General features: G+C 72.4%; 15 protein-coding genes and 1 pseudogene. 9 read left to right on the top strand and 7 right to left on the bottom strand.

The window, feature by feature from the left end:
• From TA90_RS16090 to TA90_RS12115, 3 genes and pseudogenes are all read right to left on the bottom strand, one after another.
• Positions 1 to 769, bottom strand: a 769-nt coding sequence (locus tag TA90_RS16090; protein WP_425321100.1) for a helicase-related protein, incomplete at its 3' end; no start/stop codon positions are given.
• A gap of 620 nt (positions 770 to 1389) precedes the next feature.
• Positions 1390 to 1956 (bottom strand): annotated as a pseudogene (locus tag TA90_RS15910) (DEAD/DEAH box helicase); the annotation flags it as partial.
• Positions 1957 to 1986: 30 nt separating this feature from the next.
• On the bottom strand, positions 1987 to 3192 hold the full coding sequence (locus TA90_RS12115) for an NAD(P)/FAD-dependent oxidoreductase (protein ID WP_043536819.1): 1206 nt from the start codon (positions 3190 to 3192) through the stop codon (positions 1987 to 1989).
• 270 nt (positions 3193 to 3462) lie between these two features.
• Here TA90_RS12115 and TA90_RS12110 point away from each other — a divergent pair, with 270 nt between their 5' ends.
• The 5 genes from TA90_RS12110 to TA90_RS12090 all read left to right on the top strand — a co-directional run bounded on the left by TA90_RS12110 (position 3463) and on the right by TA90_RS12090 (position 7669).
• Positions 3463 to 3801 (top strand): PadR family transcriptional regulator, encoded by a 339-nt coding sequence (locus tag TA90_RS12110; protein WP_043536817.1) that lies wholly within the window; start codon positions 3463 to 3465, stop codon positions 3799 to 3801.
• Positions 3798 to 4931, top strand: coding sequence for a permease prefix domain 1-containing protein (locus tag TA90_RS12105; RefSeq protein ID WP_147513499.1), 1134 nt, complete (start codon positions 3798 to 3800; stop codon positions 4929 to 4931). The genes TA90_RS12110 and TA90_RS12105 overlap by 4 nt, the downstream gene beginning before the upstream one ends.
• Positions 4932 to 5338: 407 nt before the next feature.
• Positions 5339 to 5749: a hypothetical protein gene (locus TA90_RS12100; protein ID WP_043536815.1), complete on the top strand. Its 411-nt coding sequence runs from the start codon at positions 5339 to 5341 to the stop codon at positions 5747 to 5749.
• 187 nt (positions 5750 to 5936) lie between these two features.
• Positions 5937 to 7001, top strand: a complete 1065-nt coding sequence (locus tag TA90_RS12095) for an ABC transporter permease (RefSeq protein WP_043536813.1) — start codon at positions 5937 to 5939, stop codon at positions 6999 to 7001.
• The gene (locus TA90_RS12090) at positions 6998 to 7669 is read left to right on the top strand and encodes an ABC transporter ATP-binding protein (protein ID WP_043536811.1); all 672 of its coding nucleotides are present in this window, start codon (positions 6998 to 7000) and stop codon (positions 7667 to 7669) included. Before TA90_RS12095 ends, TA90_RS12090 begins: the two co-directional genes overlap by 4 nt.
• A gap of 77 nt (positions 7670 to 7746) precedes the next feature.
• Here TA90_RS12090 and TA90_RS12085 read toward each other — a convergent pair whose 3' ends face one another.
• Positions 7747 to 8379, bottom strand: coding sequence for a LysE/ArgO family amino acid transporter (locus TA90_RS12085; RefSeq protein ID WP_043536809.1), 633 nt, complete (start codon positions 8377 to 8379; stop codon positions 7747 to 7749).
• Positions 8380 to 8464: 85 nt separating this feature from the next.
• On the opposite strand from TA90_RS12085, the gene TA90_RS12080 reads away from it, so the two are divergent.
• Positions 8465 to 9352 carry a LysR family transcriptional regulator ArgP gene (locus tag TA90_RS12080; protein ID WP_043536807.1) on the top strand — a complete coding sequence of 296 codons (888 nt, stop codon included), beginning with the start codon at positions 8465 to 8467 and terminating at the stop codon, positions 9350 to 9352.
• A gap of 544 nt (positions 9353 to 9896) precedes the next feature.
• Here the strand turns inward: TA90_RS12080 and TA90_RS12075 are convergent.
• Positions 9897 to 12152, bottom strand: coding sequence for an MMPL family transporter (locus TA90_RS12075; protein WP_043536805.1), 2256 nt, complete (start codon positions 12150 to 12152; stop codon positions 9897 to 9899).
• 200 nt (positions 12153 to 12352) lie between these two features.
• Between TA90_RS12075 and TA90_RS12070 the strand changes: the two genes are divergently transcribed.
• Positions 12353 to 12712: a hypothetical protein gene (locus TA90_RS12070; protein ID WP_043536804.1), complete on the top strand. Its 360-nt coding sequence runs from the start codon at positions 12353 to 12355 to the stop codon at positions 12710 to 12712.
• Positions 12706 to 13452 (top strand): alpha/beta hydrolase, encoded by a 747-nt coding sequence (locus TA90_RS12065; protein WP_052450856.1) that lies wholly within the window; start codon positions 12706 to 12708, stop codon positions 13450 to 13452. Before TA90_RS12070 ends, TA90_RS12065 begins: the two co-directional genes overlap by 7 nt.
• Before the next feature lie 311 nt (positions 13453 to 13763).
• Here TA90_RS12065 and TA90_RS13445 read toward each other — a convergent pair whose 3' ends face one another.
• Positions 13764 to 16037 carry a DUF6777 domain-containing protein gene (locus TA90_RS13445; RefSeq protein WP_052450855.1) on the bottom strand — a complete coding sequence of 758 codons (2274 nt, stop codon included), beginning with the start codon at positions 16035 to 16037 and terminating at the stop codon, positions 13764 to 13766.
• Between the two features lie 425 nt (positions 16038 to 16462).
• Between TA90_RS13445 and TA90_RS12055 the strand changes: the two genes are divergently transcribed.
• Positions 16463 to 18118, top strand: coding sequence for an alpha/beta-hydrolase family protein (locus tag TA90_RS12055; protein WP_082031686.1), 1656 nt, complete (start codon positions 16463 to 16465; stop codon positions 18116 to 18118).
• A 65-nt stretch (positions 18119 to 18183) separates the two neighbouring features.
• Here the strand turns inward: TA90_RS12055 and TA90_RS12050 are convergent, their stop codons facing one another.
• The gene (locus TA90_RS12050; protein WP_187120143.1) at positions 18184 to 21624 is read right to left on the bottom strand and encodes a GH92 family glycosyl hydrolase; all 3441 of its coding nucleotides are present in this window, start codon (positions 21622 to 21624) and stop codon (positions 18184 to 18186) included.
• Positions 21625 to 21841: the final 217 nt, after the last annotated feature.

Raw genomic sequence — 21841 nt, 5'->3', positions numbered from 1 at the left:
CGCGCCCGAGCTCCGCGGGACGGCCCGGGCCCTCCCCGTGCCAGAAGGGCAGACGTGCCGGGCGCCCCGGTGCGGGCACGACGACCACGCGGTCGTTCGTGATCTCCCGGATGCGCCAGGAGGCGGCACCCAGGGTGATGACGTCCCCGGCGCGGGACTCGTGGACCATCTCCTCGTCGAGCTCGCCGACCCGGCGGGTTCCGCGTGCGCCCTCGTCGGTGTCCTCGGGCAGGACGACGCGGTAGGAGCCGCGGTCGGGGATCGTTCCCCCGGAGGTGACGGCCAGGCGCTGGGCCCCGGGGCGGGCGCGCAGGACCCCGGCGGCGCGGTCCCAGACCAGACGGGGGCGGAGCTCCGAGAACTCCTCGGAGGGGTAGCGCCCGGCGAGCATGTCCAGCACCGAGTCGAAGGCGGGGCGCGTCAGGTCCCGGAAGGATGCGGCCCGGCGCACGAGGGCGAACCACTCCTCCACGTCGAGGTCCTCCACGGCGGCGGCCGCGACGGTGTGCTGGGCGAGGACGTCGAGGGGGTTGCGCGGCGGGTGCAGGGCCTCGATGCGGCCTGCCCGCATGCCCTCCACGGTGACCGCGGTGTCGATGAGGTCGCGGCGGGTGCGCGGGTACATGAGTCCGCGCGAGACGTTGCCGACCTGGTGGCCGGCGCGACCGATGCGCTGCAGGCCCGACGCCACCGACGGCGGGGCGGAGACCTGGATGACCTGGTCCACCAGCCCCATGTCGATGCCGAGCTCCAGGGAGGAGGTGGCCACGACGCAGCGCAGGTCACCGGTCTTGAGGTCGTGCTCGACCAGGGCGCGCTGCTCCTTGACACGGAACCGTGGTGGGCGCGGGCGATCTCCGGGGGAGCTCCGGTGGTCAGCTCCCCTTGGGTGGAGCCGAGGCGGGACTCGCGGTGGAGGGGCCCGCCCGGTGGGGGCGCGGCGTCCGACCCTCCCACCTGCTCGGACCAGAGCTCGTTGAGCCGGGCCGTGAGTTTCTCCGCCAGGCCCCGCGCGTTGACGAAGACGATGGTGGAGCGTGCCTGCAGGACCTGCTCGAGCACCGAGGCCTCCAGGTGGGGCCAGATGCTGGCCACGGCGTCCGGGTCCCGCTGGTCCGTCCCCGGTGCCCCCGGGGTGTGCGCCGTGCCCGACGGGCCCGCCGTGCCCGGAGCACCCACCCGCCTCCTCCTCGGTGAGGGCCGCACGGCGAGGTCGGACATGTCCTGCACTGGCACGACGACCCGGATGTCCATGGGCGAGGGCGAGTCGGGGGCCACGATGTCCACGGGTCGTGGGCCACCCACGAAGCGGGCGACCTCCTCGCGCGGCCGGACCGTGGCGGACAGCCCGATGCGCTGTGCGGGACGGTCCAGGAGGGCGTCGAGGCGCTCCAGGCTGAGGGCGAGGTGGGCGCCGCGCTTGGTGCCGGCCACGGCGTGGACCTCGTCGAGGATGACGGTGTCGACGTCGCGCAGGATCTCCCGGGCCCGGGACGTCAGCATGAGGTACAGCGACTCGGGCGTGGTGATGAGGATGTCGGGGGGCCTGCGCAGCAGCCGGGCACGCTCACTGGAGGGGGTGTCCCCGGAGCGCACACCGATGCGCACGGGGACGGTGTCCTCACCGAGTTCCGCTCGCCGCGCGGAGATGCCCGCCAGGGGCACCCGCAGGTTGCGCTGGACGTCCACGCCGAGGGCCTTCAGGGGGGAGACGTAGAGGACGCGCGGGCCGCGTCGCTCCCCCGTCGACGAGGGCGTCCCCTCCTCCATCAGCCGGTCCAGCGCCCACAGGAATGCCGCCAGCGTCTTGCCGGAACCCGTCGGGGCGATGACCAGGACGTCACGTCGCTGTCCGATCCTCTCCCAGGCCTGCTCCTGGACCGGGGTGGGGCTGCCGAAGGCGTCGTGGAACCACTCCCGCGTCGCGCGGGAGAAACCCGTGGTCTCCCCGGCCATGCCGGCGTCCTCCTGTCGGTCCGGGCGCGCTCAGATGGCCCCGATGAGGTCCTCCGGCCCGCGCGGGGAACGGTCGGTGAGCAGCTGCGCGGCGATCGCCTTGGTGTCGTGGTCCTCGTCGCCCCACACGTTCCACATGAGCACTCCCTGGAGCACCGAGTCCGCGTCGAGGTAGTACACGACACCCTCCGAGCCGGGGACCTTCCAGTCGATGAAGGTGGATCCGGTGGGGTCGGTGAGGCCCAGGGCCTCGTAGCCGTCCTCGAAGAGGTCGGAGTAGAAGTAGGGGACGTGGTCGTCGCTGGCGTCACCGCCTGCCGCGTTGCGGCCGGCGACCCGTCCTCCGCTCACGGCCGCGTCCTCGTGCTGCACGCGTCGGCGGCCGAAGACGCGGTCGGGGGCACCCACGGCGTCGCCGGCGGCGAAGATGTCCGGGTCGGAGGTCCGGCGGTGGTCGTCGACCACGACCCCCTCCCACACGGCCAGACCCGCGGCGCTGGCCAGGTCGGTCTCGGGGTCCTGGCCCAGGCCCAGCACGGCCACGTCGGCACTGATGTCGCGCCCGTCCTCGAGGGCCACCCTCACCCCGTTCCCGTCACCGGTCTGCTCGACCGTGCGCACGCGTGAGCCGGGGACCAGTTCCACGCCGTGCCCGGTGTAGACCCCGTCGAGGTGGCGCGCGATCTCCTCGGGCAGGACGTGGCCGTCGACGTGGTCGTGGGGGAAGACGTAGGTGACGCTGGCCGGGGTCTCCGCCAGGACGGCGGCGAGCTCGGTCCCGATGAACCCCCCGCCCACGACGACCACGTGTGCTCCGCGGTCGGCCCACCCCCGCAGGGCACGGTAGTCGGCGACGTCGTGGAAGTGGATGATCCGTGGGCCCGCGGGGATGCCACCGGTGCGGGGGCGGCCGCCCGTCGTGAGGACGAGGCGGTGGTAGCCGTGGGTCTCGCCGTCCTCGACGGTCACGGTGTGGGCGTCGGGGTTCACCGAGGTGACCCGCGTGCCGAGCATGAGGGTCACACCCGGGGTGGAGGCCGCCCCCAGGATGATGGTGGACGTCGTGGTGTCCTCCTCACGCCACAGGGCCTTGGTGAGGGCCGGACGGTTGTAGGGAGGGTCCGGCTCCTTCCCGATCAGCGCGATGGTGCCGGTGGGGTCCTCCTGCCGGATGCCCGCGACGGTGGCATCGCCCGCCATGCCGGCCCCGACCACGACGTACTCGAAGTCACTCATGCCCCCACGCTAGGCCCGCCGCGCGCCTCGTGCACAGAGGTCCCGACTTCCCCGTCCCCCGGGAGCGGGACCACGGCCTCCGGACCGGCACCCGACCATGCCGCGCCGGACGGCGGCTGCCCCGGGCCGGGCACTCCCTCCCCCCGGGTCCCGGGCCGGGCACACCCTTCCCCCGGGTCCCGGGCCGGGAGCCCACCGCGGGTCACATCCCCGGATCCCCCTGACCGTCACCTCTTGCACTAGTGTGCGTCACACAGTATCGTGTGTGGCATGTCAGATCAGTGGAGCACCCACGTCCAGGAGCTGCGCCGCGGCACCGTCGTCCTCGCAGCCCTCCTGGCACTGCGCGAGCCCGAGTACGGCTACGCGCTGATCGACCGGCTCCACGGGGTCGGCCTCGACATCGAGGCGAACACCCTCTACCCACTCCTGCGACGCCTCGAGTCCCAGGGGCTGCTCACCAGCTCGTGGAACACCGAGGACACACGGCCCCGGAAGTTCTACACGACGAGCCCCTCGGGCTCCGACCTCGCCGCCACCCTCCTCGAGGAGTGGCACTCCCTCAGCGACTCCCTCTCCGCCCTCACCACCGAGCCCGAAGGATCATGACCATGCACCTCCCCACCCCGACCCCCGATGACCGCTCCCCCGAGACCCGGTCGACCGACATGCCCGCCCATCCCGACCCGACCCACCGTGACCACGGGGGGACGGCCCCACCGGCGCAGGCAGCGGGCACCCCGGCCTCCCGGGCCGGCGACTCCCTGACCGAGCGCTACGTCTGGGCCGTCGTGCGCCGCCTCCCCCGCCGCCACCGAACGGAGGAGGAGCGCGAGCTCCGCAGCCTCATCGCCGACACCGTCGAGGCGAGGACGGCGGCGGGCGACGACCCCTCCACCGCCGAACGCGCGACCCTGGAGGAACTCGGTGACCCCACCGTCCTGGCCTCGCGCATCAGCAACCGCCCGACCTCCCTGATCGGCCCCGACCTCTACCCCGACCTGGTCCAACTCCTGCGGGTGGTCCTCGTGACGATGGTCCCCGTCGTCCTCCTCGGGATGGTCGTCGCGGACACGATGGCGGGCCGCACCGGCGGCGCCATGATCGGGCACGCCCTGTGGATGACGATCAACACCACCATCCACGTCATCTTCTGGACGACCGCCGTCTTCTGGGTCATCGACCGGACCCGCCGACGCTCCGGACCGCTGACCCCCTGGTCCCTGGACGACCTCCCCGAGCGCATGGACCTCTCCGGTGGGGACCGCCGCTTCAGCACCCGTGAGTTCCTCTCCGCCCAGGGTTTCCAGGTCATCTGGGTCGCAGCGATCGTGCTCCTCACGACCATCCCCCTCGTCCCCGACGAGGGCGGGACCCGCGTCCCCCTCCTGGCCCAGGACCTGTGGTCCCCGTGGCTGGTCGCCCTCCTCGCCATCGCCCTGGTGGAGTCCGTCACCACGACGGTGGTCTGGAGCAGGGGCGTGTGGGGCTGGGGGGCTGCGGGCGTGAACCTCGCGGCGAACGTGCTGGTCGCCCTGATCCTCATCCACCTGCTCATCGCCGAGCGTCTCATCAACCCGGCGGCACTGTCCGGGATGGAGGGGGTCGAGAGCTGGGGAGGCGTCGCCGCCACGGCCATCGCCGTGACCATCGCGGCCGCGGCACTGTGGGACTCCGTGGAGGGGATCCGTCGGGCGATGGGCCCCTCGCAGGAGGACGGCGCCGCCCTCGTCGGATGACCCCTCCGGCGGCCGGCGCCGAGATTCTCAGCTGGCTCACAGCGCGCTCCCGGCATTCGCGTGGCTCGCAGAGCCACCCTGTGCAGGTGACCAACCAACAAGTCCCCACCGACGGCACCCCGACGACTCCGGGCGCTCCCGCCACGGGAGCGCCCGGTCCCTACGCACATCCCCAGCAGGTTGCGGGCCAGGGCTCCTGGGCCAGCGGTAGCACCACGACAGCTTCCAACACACCCGCTCCTGGAGGGACGACCACCCCGACGGAAGCGGCCTCTGCCCCCGCACAGGCACCGACGTCCAGTGGCAATCCCTGGACCTACCAGTCTTCTCCCTCCGGACAGTTCAGCCCCGCCTGGGGAACTCCCCCACAGGGACCGGCCGGAGCCGCACAGGCCCCGGGCACGGGAATGGGCGAGGGCGTCCCTGCGCAGAAGCGCTTGCCGCGCACCTTCGGGTGGAAGGTCCTCACCGGGGCGGCCGTCGCGGCGCTCCTCCTGGGCGGCGTCGGGGGCTACGCGATCGGGCACACCGTGGCCGTCACGCAGATCATGGACGAGATCGTCGGCACCTCCGACACGGGAGGCGGCCCCGGCGGCGGAAACATGCCCGGCGGCCCCGACCAGCAGGGCACCGCGCCGGGTACCGGCACCGGCACGGATGACGGGACCGGCTCCGGCGACGGGACCGGGACGCAGGGCGGGACCGATGCGCAGGGCGACACCGGATTGGGCACGGACTTCTCCGGGACGGGGACATCGGGGACGGGGACCTCCCGGACACTGATCGGACCGGCCATTCCCTCGGGGACGGATGCCTGACCTCGGGATGGGCCCCCGTCCCCCTCACCAGGATCGGACGCCTCACCCCCTGACGGGCCCACCCACTCGTCCCGGGACGGCCGCCTGACCCCCTGTCGGGCCCCCACCCTCCGGTTGCCATCGATGCGACAATGTGTCAGATTCGTGGTGGTCCTCCGCCCGGACGACCACCACCGAGGGGAGACCAGTGTTCCTGGCACTGCGCGAGATCAGACACCAGCCCACGAGGTTCGTCCTCATCGTCGCGGTGATCACCCTGGTCAGCTACCTCACCTTCTTCCTGGCGGCACTCGCCGGTGGACTCGCCCACTCCTACCGCTCCGCGGTGGACGACTGGGGGGCGCGCAGCGTCGTCCTGACCGAGGCCTCGAACCGGAACGTCTCGGCGTCGCGGCTCTCCGGCACCCAGCTGGATGCCGTGCCCACATCCCCTGACACCTCCACACTCCTGACCACACCCGTGGTCCTCGAGGACGCCGGCGGGACCAAGGTGGACGCCACGGTGTTCGGGCTGCCGGAGGGCTCCTTCCTCATGCCGAGCGTGGAGGAGGGAAGTGCCCCGACCGACCCGAGCCGTCAGGTGGTCGTCGACGACTCGCTCAAGGACGAGGGGTGGGCCATCGGCCAGACCTTCACCCTCACCGGGTCCGACCACGAGTGGGAGGTGAGCGGCTTCGCCCACGACCAGTCCTTCCAGGCCCTGCCGGTGGTGTTCATCGACCAGGACGCCCTCGTCAAGGACGGCCCCTCCTCGGTGGCCTCCTCCCCCAATGCCGTGGTCTCCCGGGACGACCTCTCCGGTGACCGTGGCGTCACCGACGCCGGCCTGGAGGTGCTGGACGCGTCCGAGTTCGTCAACACCCTTCCCGGCTACAGCGCCCAGGTGCTGACCTTCACCCTGATGATCGGCTCGCTCATCGTCATCGCGTCCTTCGTCCTGGGGATCTTCATCTACGTCCTCACACTGCAGAAACGCCCCGTCCTGGGCATCCTCAAGGCGCGTGGGGTGCCCACCGGATACCTCATCCTCTCCGGAGCGGTCCAGACGGCCCTCCTGTCCGCCGCGGGCGTCGCGATCGGACTCGCTCTGACCCTGCTCAGCGCCCTGGTGCTGCCCCGGGCCGTCCCCTTCCGCGTGGATGCCGTGATGGATGCCGCCATCACCGCCGCATTCATCGCCTTCGCGGTGCTGGGCGGCCTGATCTCCGTCCGCGTCGTCTCCCACATCGACCCGGTGGAGGCGATCTCATGACCACGGTCCTCACACTGCGCCACGTCTCACGCGACTTCCCCCAGGGGGACGAGGTGGTCCACGCCCTCACACCCACCGACCTCTCGGTGGACGAGGGCGAGTTCGTCGGCGTGGTCGGGCCCTCGGGGTCCGGCAAGTCCACCCTGCTGACGATCATGGGCGGAGTGCGCCAGCCCACCACCGGGACCGTGACGATCGGGGGTGAGGCCTTCTCCGAGCTCCCGGAGAAGCAGCGGTCCCGGGTTCGCCTGCGCCGCATGGGCTTCATCCTCCAGGCCGCGAGCCTGGTCCCGTTCCTCACCGTCGCCGACCAGTTCGCCCTGCACGACCACGCGGCCCGCACCCCGGCCAGGCCGGAGGTCCGCGACGGCCTCCTGGACGAACTCGGCATCCGGGCCCTGGCGGGCAAGTACCCCGCCGACCTCTCCGGGGGTGAGCGCCAGCGCGCCGCCATCGCCGTCGCCCTCTACCACGATCCCCAGGTGGTCCTGGCCGACGAGCCCACTGCGGCGCTGGACACGCGCCGGGCCCTGGACGTGGCACGCATCCTCGCCGAGCAGACGCACGAGCGCGCCAAGGCGACCGTCATGGTCACCCATGACGAGCGACTGCTGGACCACTGTGACCGGGTCCTGGCCATGCACGACGGAGTCCTCACGGAGCGCTGACGCCCCGGAGCCACTTCCCCACCTGTGTCGTCACCGTGGGGAGGGACCAGCGGGGCCGCCCTCGTCCCACAGGGCGCTCACCACCCGAGCCCGAGGAACAGGCGCACCGCCATCACCCCCATCACCACGGCCACGGCGCCCTCGAAGACGCGCCATGCCGCGTCCGTGGCCAGCAACGGGCGCAGGACGCGCGACCCGAACCCGAGCAGCGAGAACCACACGAGGCTGGCGATGCCCGCGCCCGCGGCGAATGCCCAGGGCGCCGCCTGCGTGGTCGAGACCGACCCGAGCAGGACCACGGTGTCGAGGTAGACGTGGGGATTGAGCCAGGTCAACGCCAGTGTCCGTGCTGCCACGGCACCGGGGCCGGCTGCAGGACCACCCGTGTCGACCACCAGTGAACCGGACCCGAGGGCGCGACGCAGGGCCTGGGCGGCGTAGGAGCCCAGGACCAGGCATCCGGCCAGGGTGGCGACACCGAGCAGCGTCGGGCGGGAGGAGACCAACGCCCCGAGTCCCGCAGTCCCCGCGCTGATGAGGACGAGGTCGCTGAGGACGCAGACGGCCACGACGATCCCCACCCGCTCACCGCGCACCCCCTGCCTGAGGACGAGGGCGTTCTGCGGCCCGATCGCGACGATCAGGCCGAAGCCCGTGGCGACACCGGTCAGCATGCTGGGCGCGATGCCCGCGTCAGGGAGTTCCCACATGCCACCGACGCTAGGCACCGGCCGCACACCAGTCCAGCGATTGTTCCTACGGTTTCATTAGCATTGCTGTTGGTAGGGTGTGGGCATGGACTGGGACCTCCCGCAGCTGCGCGCCCTGGTCGCCACGGTCGACCAGGGCAGCCTGGACGCCGCCGCCCAGACGTTGCACATCACTCCCTCTGCCGTGTCCCAGCGTCTCAAGGCCCTCGAGCGCACGGTCGGGGCCGTCCTGATCAGCCGCAGTCGTCCCGTCCGGGTGACCGAGGCCGGGGAGCCCGTGCTCAGACTTGCCCGACAGGTCGACGAACTCACCTCGCGGACCGAAGAGGCCCTCGGGACGGGCGGCCGTGTGCCCCTGAGGTTGGCGGTCAACGCCGACTCCCTGTCCACCTGGGTCCTGGAGGCGCTGGCACCCCTGGCCGCGCGGACCCCCGTCGAGTTCGTCCGCGCAGACCAGGACGACACGGCGGACCTCCTGCGCGACGGCTCCGTCATGGGTGCGATCACCTCCAAGTCCAGGCCCGTCCAGGGGTGCCGCTCCACGGGTCTGGGGACACAGCGCTACTTCGCGGTGGCGTCGCCGGACTTCGTCGACAGGTACTTCCCCGACGGCGTCGACCGATCCTCCCTGGCGAAGGCACCCGTCGTCGTCTTCGATTCGAACGACCACCTCCAGGACACCCTCCTGCGGCGACACCGCGTCGACCCCCGAACGCCGCCGCACCACGTGGTCCCGGCGACGGCGGAGTTCGGGGAGGCCGTCCGGTTGGGTTACGGATGGGGGATGCTGATGACCTCCCAGTTCGGGCACGATCCCGGCAGTGTCATCGCCATCTCCGGGGAGGGAGTGTCCCGAGCACCCCATGTCGACGTCTCCCTCCACTGGCAGCAGTGGACGCTGCACACACCGGACCTGGAGGAGGCGGCACGTCTCATCCGTGAGGCTGCAGGCGAGGTCCTCATCCGGGACTGACCGGCCGACACGGTCGGCACGGTGGAGTCACCCACGCGGTTGGGGGTCCTGCGGCCGATCGGACCGACGAAACGGCAAGTTTGCACACCAAACCTGTCAGAACCTGCCGTCTCGTCACCTGGCTGGACCACTCTCCCCAGCAGACCCCTGCATCAGTGCAGGTCAGGGGCCCGGCCTCGCCACCGGCCGCACCCGGCTCCCCACGAGACGGCAAGTTTGCACACCAGACCTGTCAGAACTTGCCTTCTCGTCACCGGACCGGACCACAGGCCCCAGCAGCTCCCTGCATCAGTGCAGGTCACAGCGATTGACCCCTCGCCGCCGCAGAGCGCACCCCGACGAAACGGCAAGTTTGCACACCAAACCTGTCAGAACTTGCCGTCTCGTCACCGGCCTGGACCACTCTCCCCAGCAGACCCCTGCATCAGTGCAGGTCACAGCGATTCACCCGTCGCCGCTGCAGAGCGCACCCCGACGAAACGGCAAGTTCCGACACCAGTGCCGGGCACACCCCACGAAACGGCAAGTTCCGACACCCGCGCCCTCAGTCGTGCAGACCGAAGCGGGCGTGCAGTCGGCGCAGGGGCGCCGGTGCCCACCAGTTCCACCGGCCCAGGAGGGTCATGGTGGCGGGCACCAGCAGCAGGCGTGTCAGGGTCGCATCGGTGGCGACCATGATCGCCAGCGCCACACCGATCTGCTTGATCGCCAGCATCTGCCCGGCCGTGAAGCCGATGAAGACCGCGATGATGATCGCCGCCGCGGAGGTGATGATGCGCCCCGACCTCTGGAGCCCTCGTTCCACGGCCGTGTCGTTGTCCAGGCCCTGGTCCCAGTACTCCTTGATCCGGGCGAGGAGGAAGACCTCGTAGTCCATCGCCAGGCCGAACCCGAAGGCCACCATGCAGGCGACGATGAAGGTCTCCAGGCCCTGGGTCCTCGGCAGGCCGAGGAGGCCGTGCTCGAAGACGAGCGTCGTCATCCCCAGCGAGGCGAGCAGGGACAGGGAGTTGATCACCAGCGCCTTGAGGGGGACCAGCAGGGATCCCGTCATGAGGAACAGCAACACGAAGACGGCCACCACCACGATGGCGAGGGCGAGCGGGGAGTCCTCGACGAGGGCATGCGTGAAGTCGTGCTGGAGCGCCGCACCCCCACCGACCCACCAACCGGTGCCCGGGTCCAGGTCACGCATGGCGAGCATGACGTCGGTGACCTCCCCGCCCACCGGGTCATCGGCGTCCACCCGCACGTCGATGACACTCATCGAGGTGTCCGAGGCGAGCTCGGAGACCCGGACGCTCTCGACCCCGGGGATCGCCTCGACCTGACCGACCAGGTCGGTGGTGTCGGCCGCGGGCATGTCGGCCACGGCCTCCACCGAGGGCACCGCGAGGACCGGGTAGTCGGACTGGACGGTGTCGAACGCCTCCCGGAGTTCGGTGCCGGCGGGGATGTAGTCGGTGAAGTTGTTGCGCAGCTCCAGGCCCTTCAGCGGCAACGCCATCGCGACCAGGACCAGTGCGCTCACCCCCATCACCCACCAGGGGTGGGCATGCACACGACGGGCCAGGCGGGAGAAGAACCCGTCGTCCCCGGAGGAGTCGCCCACCGCGGCGACGAGTCGGCGCAGCACGGGCACCCGCGTCACCGGCGAGGGGCGCATGACCCGGGCACCGAGCAGGGTGAGCAGGGCCGGGACCAGGGTGACGGAGGCCAGGAGTGCCAGCAGCGTCACCACCATCCCGCCCAGCCCGATCGTGCGCAGCACGTGGGTGCGCATGACGAGCAGGCCGATCATCGCCGAGGCGATGGTGACGGCGGAGAAGGTCACCGTGCGCCCGGCCGTGGCCACGGCCCGGCGCACGGCCTCGGCCACCGGTCCGCCCTCGTCGGCGCGACCACCACCCGGCCCGACCGGACCGCCCGCGCTCCCCGGACCACCGGCGGCGTCGATGAGCTTGGCCTCCTCCCTGAAGCGGCTCACGACCAGCAGCCCGTAGTCGATGGACAGGGCCACCCCGATGACCGAGATGACGTTGAGGATGTAGGAGTCGATCCCGGTCGCGAAGGTCGAGACCCACAGGATCCCCATTCCCACCGCGATGGCGCACACCGCGGCCGCCAGCGGCATCCCGGCCGCGAGCAGTCCACCGAAGACGATCACCATGATCAGCGCCGCCACCGGCAGGCCGACCAGTTCTCCCGCGATCAGGTCGTGGCGGACCTGGCCGAGGATCGCGTCGGAGATCACGTGCTCGGAGACCTGCTGGACGTGGGCGTCGGGGAACTCGGCGAGCAGGGCGGTGCGGTAGGCGTCCACGCCCGCCTCGAGCGCCTCCTGCGCGGCGTCACCGGCGTCGGTGCCCGTGTCGTCGCTGAGGGTGACCGCGAGGACGTACCCGTCCCCCGCCGTGGACAGGAGCGCGCGGGCCCGGTCGGAGGTCGGGTCGGGCAGGGAGAAGGGGTCCACCACCGAGTCCACGCCCGTGACCTCGAGGAGGGAGCGGTTGTCGTCGGCGAAGCGGGCGATGTCCGCGGAGTCCGCGGCCAGGTCCAGACCGGACACGACGACGGTGCTGGTGGCGCCCTCGCCGTCCGCCGCGTCGGAGGTGAGCTCGGAGACCCTCGCCGACTGCGAACCGGGCACGACGAAGTCGGAGGTCTTCATCCGGTCGAACAGTCCGCCCTGGCCGAAGCCCCACAGGGCGGCGGCGCCCGCGAGCGCCACCAGGACCAGCCATCCCACCAGGACCACCACGGGACGACGGGTGACGGTTCGGCCGATGCGTTCGAACAAGGGGGCTCCTCCGACTCGACTGGCTGCGGCCCCGTCGGGGCCGACCGGGCGCCCGCCCGGCCACTCGCGCCACTCGTCAACGCTACCCACTCGGTCCGGTGGCCACCACGGGCATTCCATGTGGGGACCCCAGGGGTCCACGTGGTCGGGTGCCCACCGTCCGGCCCCGCGCCGGGGCCCGGCGAACTAGTCTCGACCGCATGGACCCCGACTGGATCGAGCACCACCGCGCCACGGACGGCGAACTGCTCGGCTGGATCCTCCCCCAGGGGGAGGACTTCGTCCCCATCGACCGTCTCGGACGCCGCGTCGGTCCGGCGGGCGACTGGTTCTCCGCGGAGCACAGGCTCGACGACCTCGGCCTCGCCTACCTCGCGGAGCCCTACGAGTTGCGCGTCGAGGACGGGAGCTGGATCCGGGTGCGCCTCACCGAGGTCTCCGTCTCGGGCATCCGCGTGAAGGAGGAGGACTGGGGCGCCATCGACGTCCCCCAGTCCGACCACCTCCTGCCCTTCCCGATGCCGGTCTACCTGCGCGAGCTCGGCGGCGCACGGTGCTGACCGTCGTGCGGGAGGACCCGCTGCCACTGACCCTGGCGGGACACCCCGCCCTGCGGTGGGGCCCCGACTCCGACCGGGCCGTCCTGGCGGTCCACGGGATGGGTGGCAGCAAGTCGGATCCCGTGGTCTCCGCCCTCGCCCGCGGCGCGGCCCTGGCGGGGTGGTGCACCCTCAGCGTCGACCTGCCCGGGCACGGCGGGCGCGGCGACCGGGAGGCACTGACCCCGTGGTGCTACGGCGAGGAGCTCGCCGAGGTCGGCCGGGAGGTCTGCGCCGCGCACCCCCACGTGGCGCTGTTCGCCTGCAGCCTGGGGGCGTTCATGTCCCTGCACGCCCTGGCCGACGCCCCACTGGAGACGGCGCTGATGGTCTCCCCCGTGGTCGACATGGAGGCCTTCATCGCCCGCAGGATGTTCCTCCAGGGTGTCAGCGAGCACGAGCTGCGTCGGCGCGGCCACATCGGCCTGGCCGACGGGCAGTCCCTCGACTGGGGCTACCTCTCCTGGGTGCGCCGCCATCCGGTGCGCTGGGAGCACCCGACCCACGTGCTCCACGGGGACTCCGACGCCATCGTCCCGAGGGCGGACATCGACCCGTTCACGAGGGCGACCGGGGCGCAGCTCCAGGTCATCCCGGCGGGTCACTTCCTCCACACACCCCGTGACTTGGCCACGGTGCGACGTTGGGCGACGGGGCGGCTCACGGACGCCGTCGGCGACGGCGTGACGGCGGTCGGCTGAGCGCCACGGCACGACCGACCCGGGGGTGCCACCGGTCGGCTGAGCCGTCACGGCACGACCGGCCCGGGGGTCGGCGGGCACACATCCTTCCCCGTTCCCCGTCCACCGCGCCGGTGGACGTGCGCTGCTCCGCTGCCCATCCGGTCTGACCCGGCTCTCCTCCGGCCGGACCGGGTGCCCGTCGACCGGCCCGGCAGCCCCGTCCCGGCATCCCCGCTCCGGCGGGGCCGCGCCTGCGGGTCCGTGCCAGCAGGTCCGCGCCTGCGGGTCCGAGCCAGCAGGTCCGTGCCAGCAGGTCCGTGCCAGCGACCTCAGCAGTCCCCCATCACCCACACCGGCGCGCCGATGTTCGTGACCGCCCCGCCCTCCGTGATCGCCTCGACCCCCATCTCCCCGTTCTGGGAGATGTCGAGCATGAAGCGGTCCATGGTGTTGCCCTCGTAGGAGAACGTCTCGTGGAAGACGTCGGGAGCGAGTTGGGGCACCTGGGCCGACGAGGTCCCCAGGGTCACCCCCTCCACCGTCGACACGGGCACCCCGGGCAGGTCCCCGGCCCCTCCGGACAGCCTCACCCACCACGTCCCCGACGCCTCGGTGCCCTCGTGGTAGAGGGTGAGTCCCTTCCACGAGCTCGAGGTGGTGTCGACCGAGCAGTACCCGTCCCCCTCGTGGAACTCCTCGCCGGGCTCCCCGAGTCCGGACCGCAGTTCCTCCAGCACCCGGGAGGCGGGGTCCTCGTAGGCGAAGAGGGTGGGCTCGCCCTCCTCCGTGTCCAGCTCGAGCCCACCCGTGCGGATGACGATCCCCACGAGCATCGCCGCGTCTGCGGAGGCACTCGCGGAGGGTGTCGGGGACGCCGTGGGTGTGGAGGTCGCGGTGGGTCCACCGGGGAGCACCGCGATCCCGGAGATCCCCTCGGTCACCGTGCCCAGCAGCGTCCAGGTCTCGAGGTCGTCGCTGTGGTGGACCTCCCCGCGCGAGGGCGCACTCCCCTGGGAGCCGTAGGTGTGCGTGTCCACCGCGTACCACCCGTCGGGCCCGGCGCTGAGCCCGGTGAGGTTCGGGCGGTCGGGCCGGGTCGCACCCGTCTGCCAGGTGATCCCGTCCTCGCTGGTGCCGGCCAGGCCGAGGGGACGGTCCTTCTCCGCCATGTTCTCCTCGATGCCGGTGGGGTCCCTCTCCGACCCGACGAAGCCCCAGGTCTGGCCATTGTGGTGGACGTCCATGTCCAGGATCTCGGAGTCGAGGTGGTGACGGGTCCAGGTTCGCGCGTCCTCGCTGGTGAACTCCACCAGTTCACAGCTGCGGTACGCGCACTCGGTGGCCATCGCCACCCACAGCCCGTTGCCGTACCCGACGGAGCGCATGGCCTGGTAGTGGATCTCCGGGGAGTCCGCGAAGTGCGCGTTCTCGTACGGGTCGGTGGTCGCGACGCGCTCCCAGGTGGTCCCGTCCTCGCTCAGGTAGATGGCTCCCGAGGAGGCGTCGCCCGCCCCGGACTCCTCCGCGAAGGAGCGGTCCCCCACTGCGACCCACACGCCGTCACCGTGGGCGACGTCCGCCAGGGGGTCGATGACCCGGATCGCCTCGGACCAGGTCCGCCCGTCCGTGCTCGTGTGGATGATGCCGCCCGACTCGGAGTGGCCCACGGCCACGGCCGGTCCGTCCGTCGCGTCGACGTCGGAGAGCGGACCGGTGTCGAGGACCTTCTCCCAGCCCACCCCGTCCTCGGAGACATGGAGCGAACCCGTGGCCGCCGACTCGGGGACGTCGTCCATCGCCGTCACCAGGAGGAGGGGATCCGTCTCCCCCTCGACGCCTCCGACGGTGACGTCCACGAACTCCGCGGTGTCGACGTGGACGGTCCTGAGGGAGACGACCGGGTCGGCTGCCGCCGACACGGCGTGCACCGCACCCGCGTCGAAACCGTCCCAGGCCGTTCCCCGGAACGTCGCCCCCTGGAGGACGATCCCCGTCGCCGGCGCCAGGAGCGGGTTGCCGCAGGCGCAGCGCACGGCCGGCAGGCCCTGGGCGTCGACGAGGACGGCCGTGCCTGCCTGCAGGACCGCGGCGAAGGCCACGGCGCCACTCCCGTCGAAGCGGTGGTTCGTCACCAGGGTGTCGACCGTCAGGTAGACGGGGAAGAGCCCCGCGAGGTGCTCCCCGATCCGGTCGACCGTGATCCCCCTCGCGCCGGCCCAGGCCGACGCCGTCGCGGTGTCCGCACCGAGTCGGGTGGCCAGGGCCGCCACGTCGCACACCGTGGTCGTCGGTGAGTGGGCGTAGAGGCCCTCCACGTCACCTCCGCTCGTGCGCACGCCCGTGGTCGCATCGGCCGTGAGGGTGGCGGTCCGTTCCTCCACGCTGGCCCGGAGGGTACCGCTGAACTGGGCGGGTGCGGACTCCGCCGCAGCATCGACGAAGGGCTCCGGACCCGCTGCGGCGGCGGGTTCGAGTTCGACGGCCTCGGAGATGCGGCCCTGGTTCCAGAAGACGACACCGCCGACCACCAGGACGAGCACGGCGAGCGCGGCGATGAGTGCGGGGATCCGGCGGGACTTCGGGGCAGGGGCGGCGGCGTCCATGGAGGTCTCCTCGGGACATGCGACGGGGGGACGTACGACTCGGGTGGGGCAGCCGGGGACTCGACCGGGGCTGCTGGGGGTCTGGTGGGACACACGGCTGTGGGGGACGCAGCCGGGGAGGCCGCTCGTGGAGCGACTCGGACGGTCGCCCGGGGGCACCGCGCGGGGGTGTGCCTCTCGGGACACCACCCGAGGGTGCGGAGGACGGACGTCAACCCGCGACCCGTGTCAGCGAGCCTAACAGGGACCTAGGTCACATTCCATGACTCTGTTCAAAATGCGAACTTCCCGCGCCGGGTGTCCCCTCGGGATCCGGTGGACCGTCCAGGGAGCCACTCACACCGCGGGCACCGCCGGGAAACTACTCTGGGGCACGGTGCTGGGGCTCCTCCCCATCCCATCGACCCACTCACCCCGGGGGCGCCGTGAAAGACCTGTGGAAATCTCTCGACCCGATCGGGCTCCTGGTGGGCGCGGTCCTGCTCGCACTCTCGCTCACGCCGTCACTCCTGCCCCGACCCGCGGCACTGCAGGGGGTCGGCTCGGGCCTCCTGTTCGGGATCGGTTACGCGATCGGAGTCGGGGTGTCCACGGTCCTGGGACGGCTGACGACGTGGCGCCCCTCCCGCCGGACCAGACGCATCCTGCGCCTGGTCGGATGGCCGGGCTACGCCGTCGTCCTCGTGCTCGGCGCCGTGGCCGGGGTCGGTGCACAGAACGAGGTGCGCCGCATGGTCGAGCTCGCACCCCTGGACGGGGTCAACGTCTCCGCCTTCGTCCTCGCCCTGCTGCTCACCAGCGCCGTGTGCCTCGCCCTCGGGCGTCTCGTGCGCCGGGGGTGGGTGCGGTCCTACCGCCGGATGATGGCGCAGGGACGCCCTCGTCGACGGGCACGCCGCCGCGCCACCGCACGCTCCCTCCTCGCCGCGGCGGTGGTGGTCGCCGTGGTCGCCACGGGTGCCTACGTGGGCCTCGACGTGCTCTTCCGGGCGCGCAACGGGTCCCCCGACCCCGGTCTCGCGGTCCCCGCCTCCACCTACCGCTCCGCGGGGGCCGGCTCTGAGGTCGAGTTCTCGCAGCTGGGACGCACCGGCGCGGACTTCGTCGCCGGCGGGCCCACCGCGGAGGAGATCACCGCCCTCACGGGCCGTCCCGCCCTCACGCCGATCCGCGTCTACGTCGGGACCGCGGCGGGGGGCACCTTCACCGAGCGTGCCGCCGTGGCCGTGCGGGAACTCGAGCGCACGGGTGCCTTCGACCGCAAGGTCCTCGTCGTCGCCACGACGACGGGTTCCGGGTGGGTGGAGCCCCAGGCGGTCGACTCCCTGGAGTACCTGCACTCCGGGGACACCGCCACCGTCGCCCTCCAGTACGCCCACACCCCGAGCTTCGTCTCCGCGCTGACGGATGCCGACCTGCCGGTGAGGGCCTCGGCGGCGCTCTTCGACGCGGTGCGCGCCAAGTGGCTCACCCTGCCCGAGGACCAGCGGCCCCAACTCGTCGTCTACGGCCTCAGCCTGGGCGCCCAGGGGACCATGAACAGCTTCGGCACACTGGAGCGCATGCGCGCCGAGACCCAGGGCGCCCTCCTGGTGGGACCGACCAACGCCACGCCGATGTGGCACGAGCTGCAGGCGGCCCGTGACCCCGGGTCGCCCCCGTGGCTGCCGGTCCTCGACGAGGGCGTCGCGGTGCGGTGGGCGAGCAGGGCCAGCGACTTCTCCACACCCACCGGGACGTGGGAGGAACCGCGGGTGGCGATCCTCCAGCACTCGACGGATCCCGTCACCTGGCTGTCGGCGGACCTCCTGTGGCGGCGCCCCGACTGGCTGAGCGGCTCCGGGCGCGCCCCCGACGTCAGCCCCCACATGCACTGGATCCCCGTGGTGACGGCCGTGCAGGTGGCCCTCGACATGCTGGTCGCCGTGGACGTGCCCGCCCGCCACGGCCACGCCTTCGGCGACACGATGCTCGACGGGTGGGTGGCCGTGACCGGGGACGGTGGCCTGGACGACGCCACGCTGGCACGGATCCGCACCGAGATCGAGACCTACTGGGACATCAACCCCGCCCTGGAGTGAGCCGGCGCCGGGCCGGCCCCGGAACGGGGCCACGTGCGGTCGACCTGACCCCGCGTGGGCACGCCTCAGTCGTCCCCCAGCAACTCCCACTGCACGAGGCGCAGGGCGCTGCGCGCGACGATGCGGTACTCCTCGTGGCCGGTCCGGCGCGCCCCACGGATCCTGAACGGGCGCGTCTGCCCCTCCCAGGTGAAGACCTCGTCCCGCCGCCGGTCGAGGAGCTCCCACTCCCCGTCCCCCACCCGGGCCTCGAGGTCCCACGACGCCGCCGCGCCCGTGTCGGTCGTGACCGTGTAGAGCGACGTGGTCCGGGCCGCCCCGAAGCGGTAGGACACCCGGTCGCCCTCGTCGAGGGGGAGCACACCTGCGCCCCTGTCGTCGAAGACGGTGTCCGCCGGACCCACGGTCGAGGAGGCGGCCGTGCGCGCCCCCTCCGGGTCGGTCAGGTCGAGGCGGAGGCACGGGCGGGCCCCGGTGGGGGTGAGCGACGAGGGCGTCGTGCCCCTCGCCCAGTCGGTGGGGTCGGGTGACAGTCGCACGACGATGCGCGCACCGTGCACGAGGCGCTCGCGGGGGATCGACACACGGTCCCACGGCTCGCCGTCCACCCACACGGCGGCGACGTGGTCGCCCTCGCCGCTGGTGCCCACCTCGAGCTCGCCGCCGGGGAGGTGGACCCTCGTGGTCGGGAACAGGGGGGCGGTGATGACGAACTCCCCCGACGCGGGGACGAGTGGGTACAGCCCCAGCGCAGCGAAGAGGTACCACGCCGACATCTCACCGTTGTCCTCGTCGCCGGGGTAGCCTTGGCCGATCTCGGACCCGAGGAACAGTCGCCTCAGCGCCTCGCGCACCACCTCCTGCGTGGGGTGGTGCACGCCCGTGAAGGCGTACATGAAGGGGATGTGGTGGGCAGGCTGGTTCGACAGGCCCAGCATCCCCATGCGGACGTCACGCGCCTCGGCCATCTCGTGGATCGCGATGTCGTAACTGCCCTTGAACTCGGCGCGCCCCGTCTCCGGTTCCGCGAAGAACTCGTCGAGGCGCCGGCGCAGCGCTTCGGGGCCCCCCATCAGGGTCGCAAGACCCGCGCCGTCGTGCGGAGCGGTGAAGGCCGTCCCCCACCCGTTCGTCTCCGTGTAGTCGAAGCCCCACTCACGTGGGTCGTAGTCCGCCGGGTCGGCGACGCGCCAGGTGCCGTCGGGACGGCGCCCGAGGAAGAAACCCGTCCGCGGGTCGAACACCGTGGCGTAGCGGGCGCCGCGCGCGGCGAAGTACTCCGCCTCGGCCTCCAGGGCGTCACGGCGCGGGTCCCCCTCGGGCAGGCTCCCCAGCAGCAGCGTCGCGAAGCGAGCGATCGCGGCGTCCGTGATGGCCGAGTCGAGTGTCCACGACATCCCCTCGGCCACCGAGGTGTCGGTGAAGCCACGGAACGTCTGGGAGCGGATGCCCTTGCGACCCACCCTCGGGTCGGGGGCCGGGACCGTGGCGTTGTGCACGGCGGAGGCGTAGGCGTCGTCGAGGTCGAACCCGCCCACCCCACGCGCGGCGGCGTCGGAGAAGATCACGTCGGTGGTGGTGCCCGTCATGGAGTCGAGGGGTCCCGGCGCCGTCCAGCGGCTGGTCCACCCACCGTCTCGGTAGTGCTGGACGAGACCGTCCATGAGACGCCCGGCGTCAGCGGGGCACAGGAGCAGCAATGCGGGCCACACCGTGCGGTAGGTGTCCCAGAGGCCGTTGTTGACGGTGAGCTGCCCCTCGACCACGCGGCACCCGGTCGCCTCGGGTGTGTGGGGGCGTTCGAGGGGGTGGAACGGGCTGGCGTAGCGCCACTGCGGGTGGTCCGCCGTGCCGACGTTCTCGGCGGCGTCGTTGGGGTAGAGGTGGAGCCGGTACAGGTTCGAGTACAGCGTGACCAACTGGTCGTGGCTCGCCCCGTCGACCTCCACCTGTCCGAGGCGTTCGCGCCACAGCTGGGCCGCGCGTGCCGCCACCTCCTCGCAACCGGACCCGGCCACGCCGTCGAGCTCCAGGTTGCGCCGGGCCTGTTCGAGGCCGAGGAAGGAGGTCCCCATGCGCAGCGTCACCTGGTGCCCGTCACCGAGCTCCAGGGCGACCGCACCGCGCACCCCCTCCACCCTCGACGCGAGGACAGGACGGTCCAGCGTCGCGTACACGAACATGCGTGGGCTCCCGTCGACACCGTCGACGTGACCGGTCACGACCCCCGGCGCCCCGGGGCCCGGCAGCGTGAGGCCACCCTCGTCGTCCGGCTGGTCGAAGATGACGGAGCCGCGCGGGCCGGGATAGGTGAAGCGGGCGACGGCGGAGAAGCGGGCGGCCGTGACCTCTGCGTGGATCCCCCCGTCCAGGTCGACCGCGTACCGGTGCGGGCGGTCGACCTCCGTGCGGTGGTCGAACCCGAGCGCGCGTTCGGCACGCCCCAGCGGTGGTTGCGCATCGGGGTGCGGGAGGAACTGCCACACCCCGCGGTCCCCGATCCAGGGGCTCGGGATGTGCGAGAGGGCGAAGGCCTGCAGGGCCGGGCGCCCGTCGTCACGGTTGTCCGCGTGGTAGCTGTACACCCACCCCCTCGTCGATGCGTCGGTCACGGGCGTGACGAAGACCCCTCCGTGCGGGATGCCCACGAGGGGGGCGGTGTTGCCGCGCGAGTGGGCGAACGTGGAGTGGGTGCCGCGCGTGGTGCGGACGAGGTCGAGCGGTTCGGCGTCGGCGGGGCCGGGCGCGATGCGCACGGCGTTGACGTAGCCCTCGACGGGCAGCGCCGCGCCACCCGCCACCGGTGCGACGGCCGCAGTGCGGACCTCGAGGGAACGGACCACCCTGCCGACCGCGGCGTCGAGCGCGATGCGCTTGAAGGTCCACTGGTCGGCCGAGACCGTCCTGGACGCGTACTGCGCTCCCGGGGTGACCGCGACCCCGTGCTGGTCCGAGGGCGCCGTGTCCCCCAGGCGCGAGCCGTCGTCGAAGGCGACGTCGAGGGCGACCGCGGTGGCGGCGTACGCGTCACGGATGTCCGCCTGCGAGCGGTCGAGCACGGCGAACACCGCGTACTCGAGCACGTCCCCCTCGCGGACCACGGTGCCCTCCACCGGTGCGCCCGGCAGAGTGGCGCGGAGGTCACAGCCGGCTGCGCCCCCGTCGTCGGAGTCGCACGCATCCCCGGCCGCGGACTCGCCCGCATCCCCGGCCACGCCCCCGCCCTCGGAGTGGTACCGCCACACCGGTCCCGGCACGAGCCCCTGCCCCGGACGCGAGGCGGGTGCGGACGCCGGGCCGTCGGCGGCCCCGACGACCAGCCTGCGACCGTCCCCGTCCGCGTGCAGGGGCCTCGCCCCGGCGTCGGTGGTGGGGGTGGATGCGGGTGTGTGACCCGTCGCCGCCCCCGTTCCCGTCGGGTGCGCCGCGGGCTCCCGGCCCGTGCCCGACGAGGACGGACCCCCGGCATCGGGGGAGGGACCCTCGAAGGACTGGACTCGTCTCATCCCCATGCTCCGTGTGCTCCTGGGTGTCGAAGGTGTGGGTGGCACGTCGCCACGTCGGACGGCCACGGTGCGGGTGCGGGCACTCGGCGACCGCGCCGCGGGCTCCCGACCGGTGGGCGGCCCCGTCCGGACCGCGGCGCCGGTCGCGACCGGACCACGCTCGGGCACCTGAGCGTAGTCCCCCCTCCACCACCCGTTCCACCTCGTGCCCCGGCCC

Source organism: Actinomyces polynesiensis, assembly GCF_000820725.1.
GTDB lineage: Bacteria > Actinomycetota > Actinomycetes > Actinomycetales > Actinomycetaceae > Pauljensenia > Pauljensenia polynesiensis.
The sequence above is the reverse complement of the archived record's forward strand: the minus strand, read 5'-3'. Positions and strand labels throughout refer to the sequence as shown.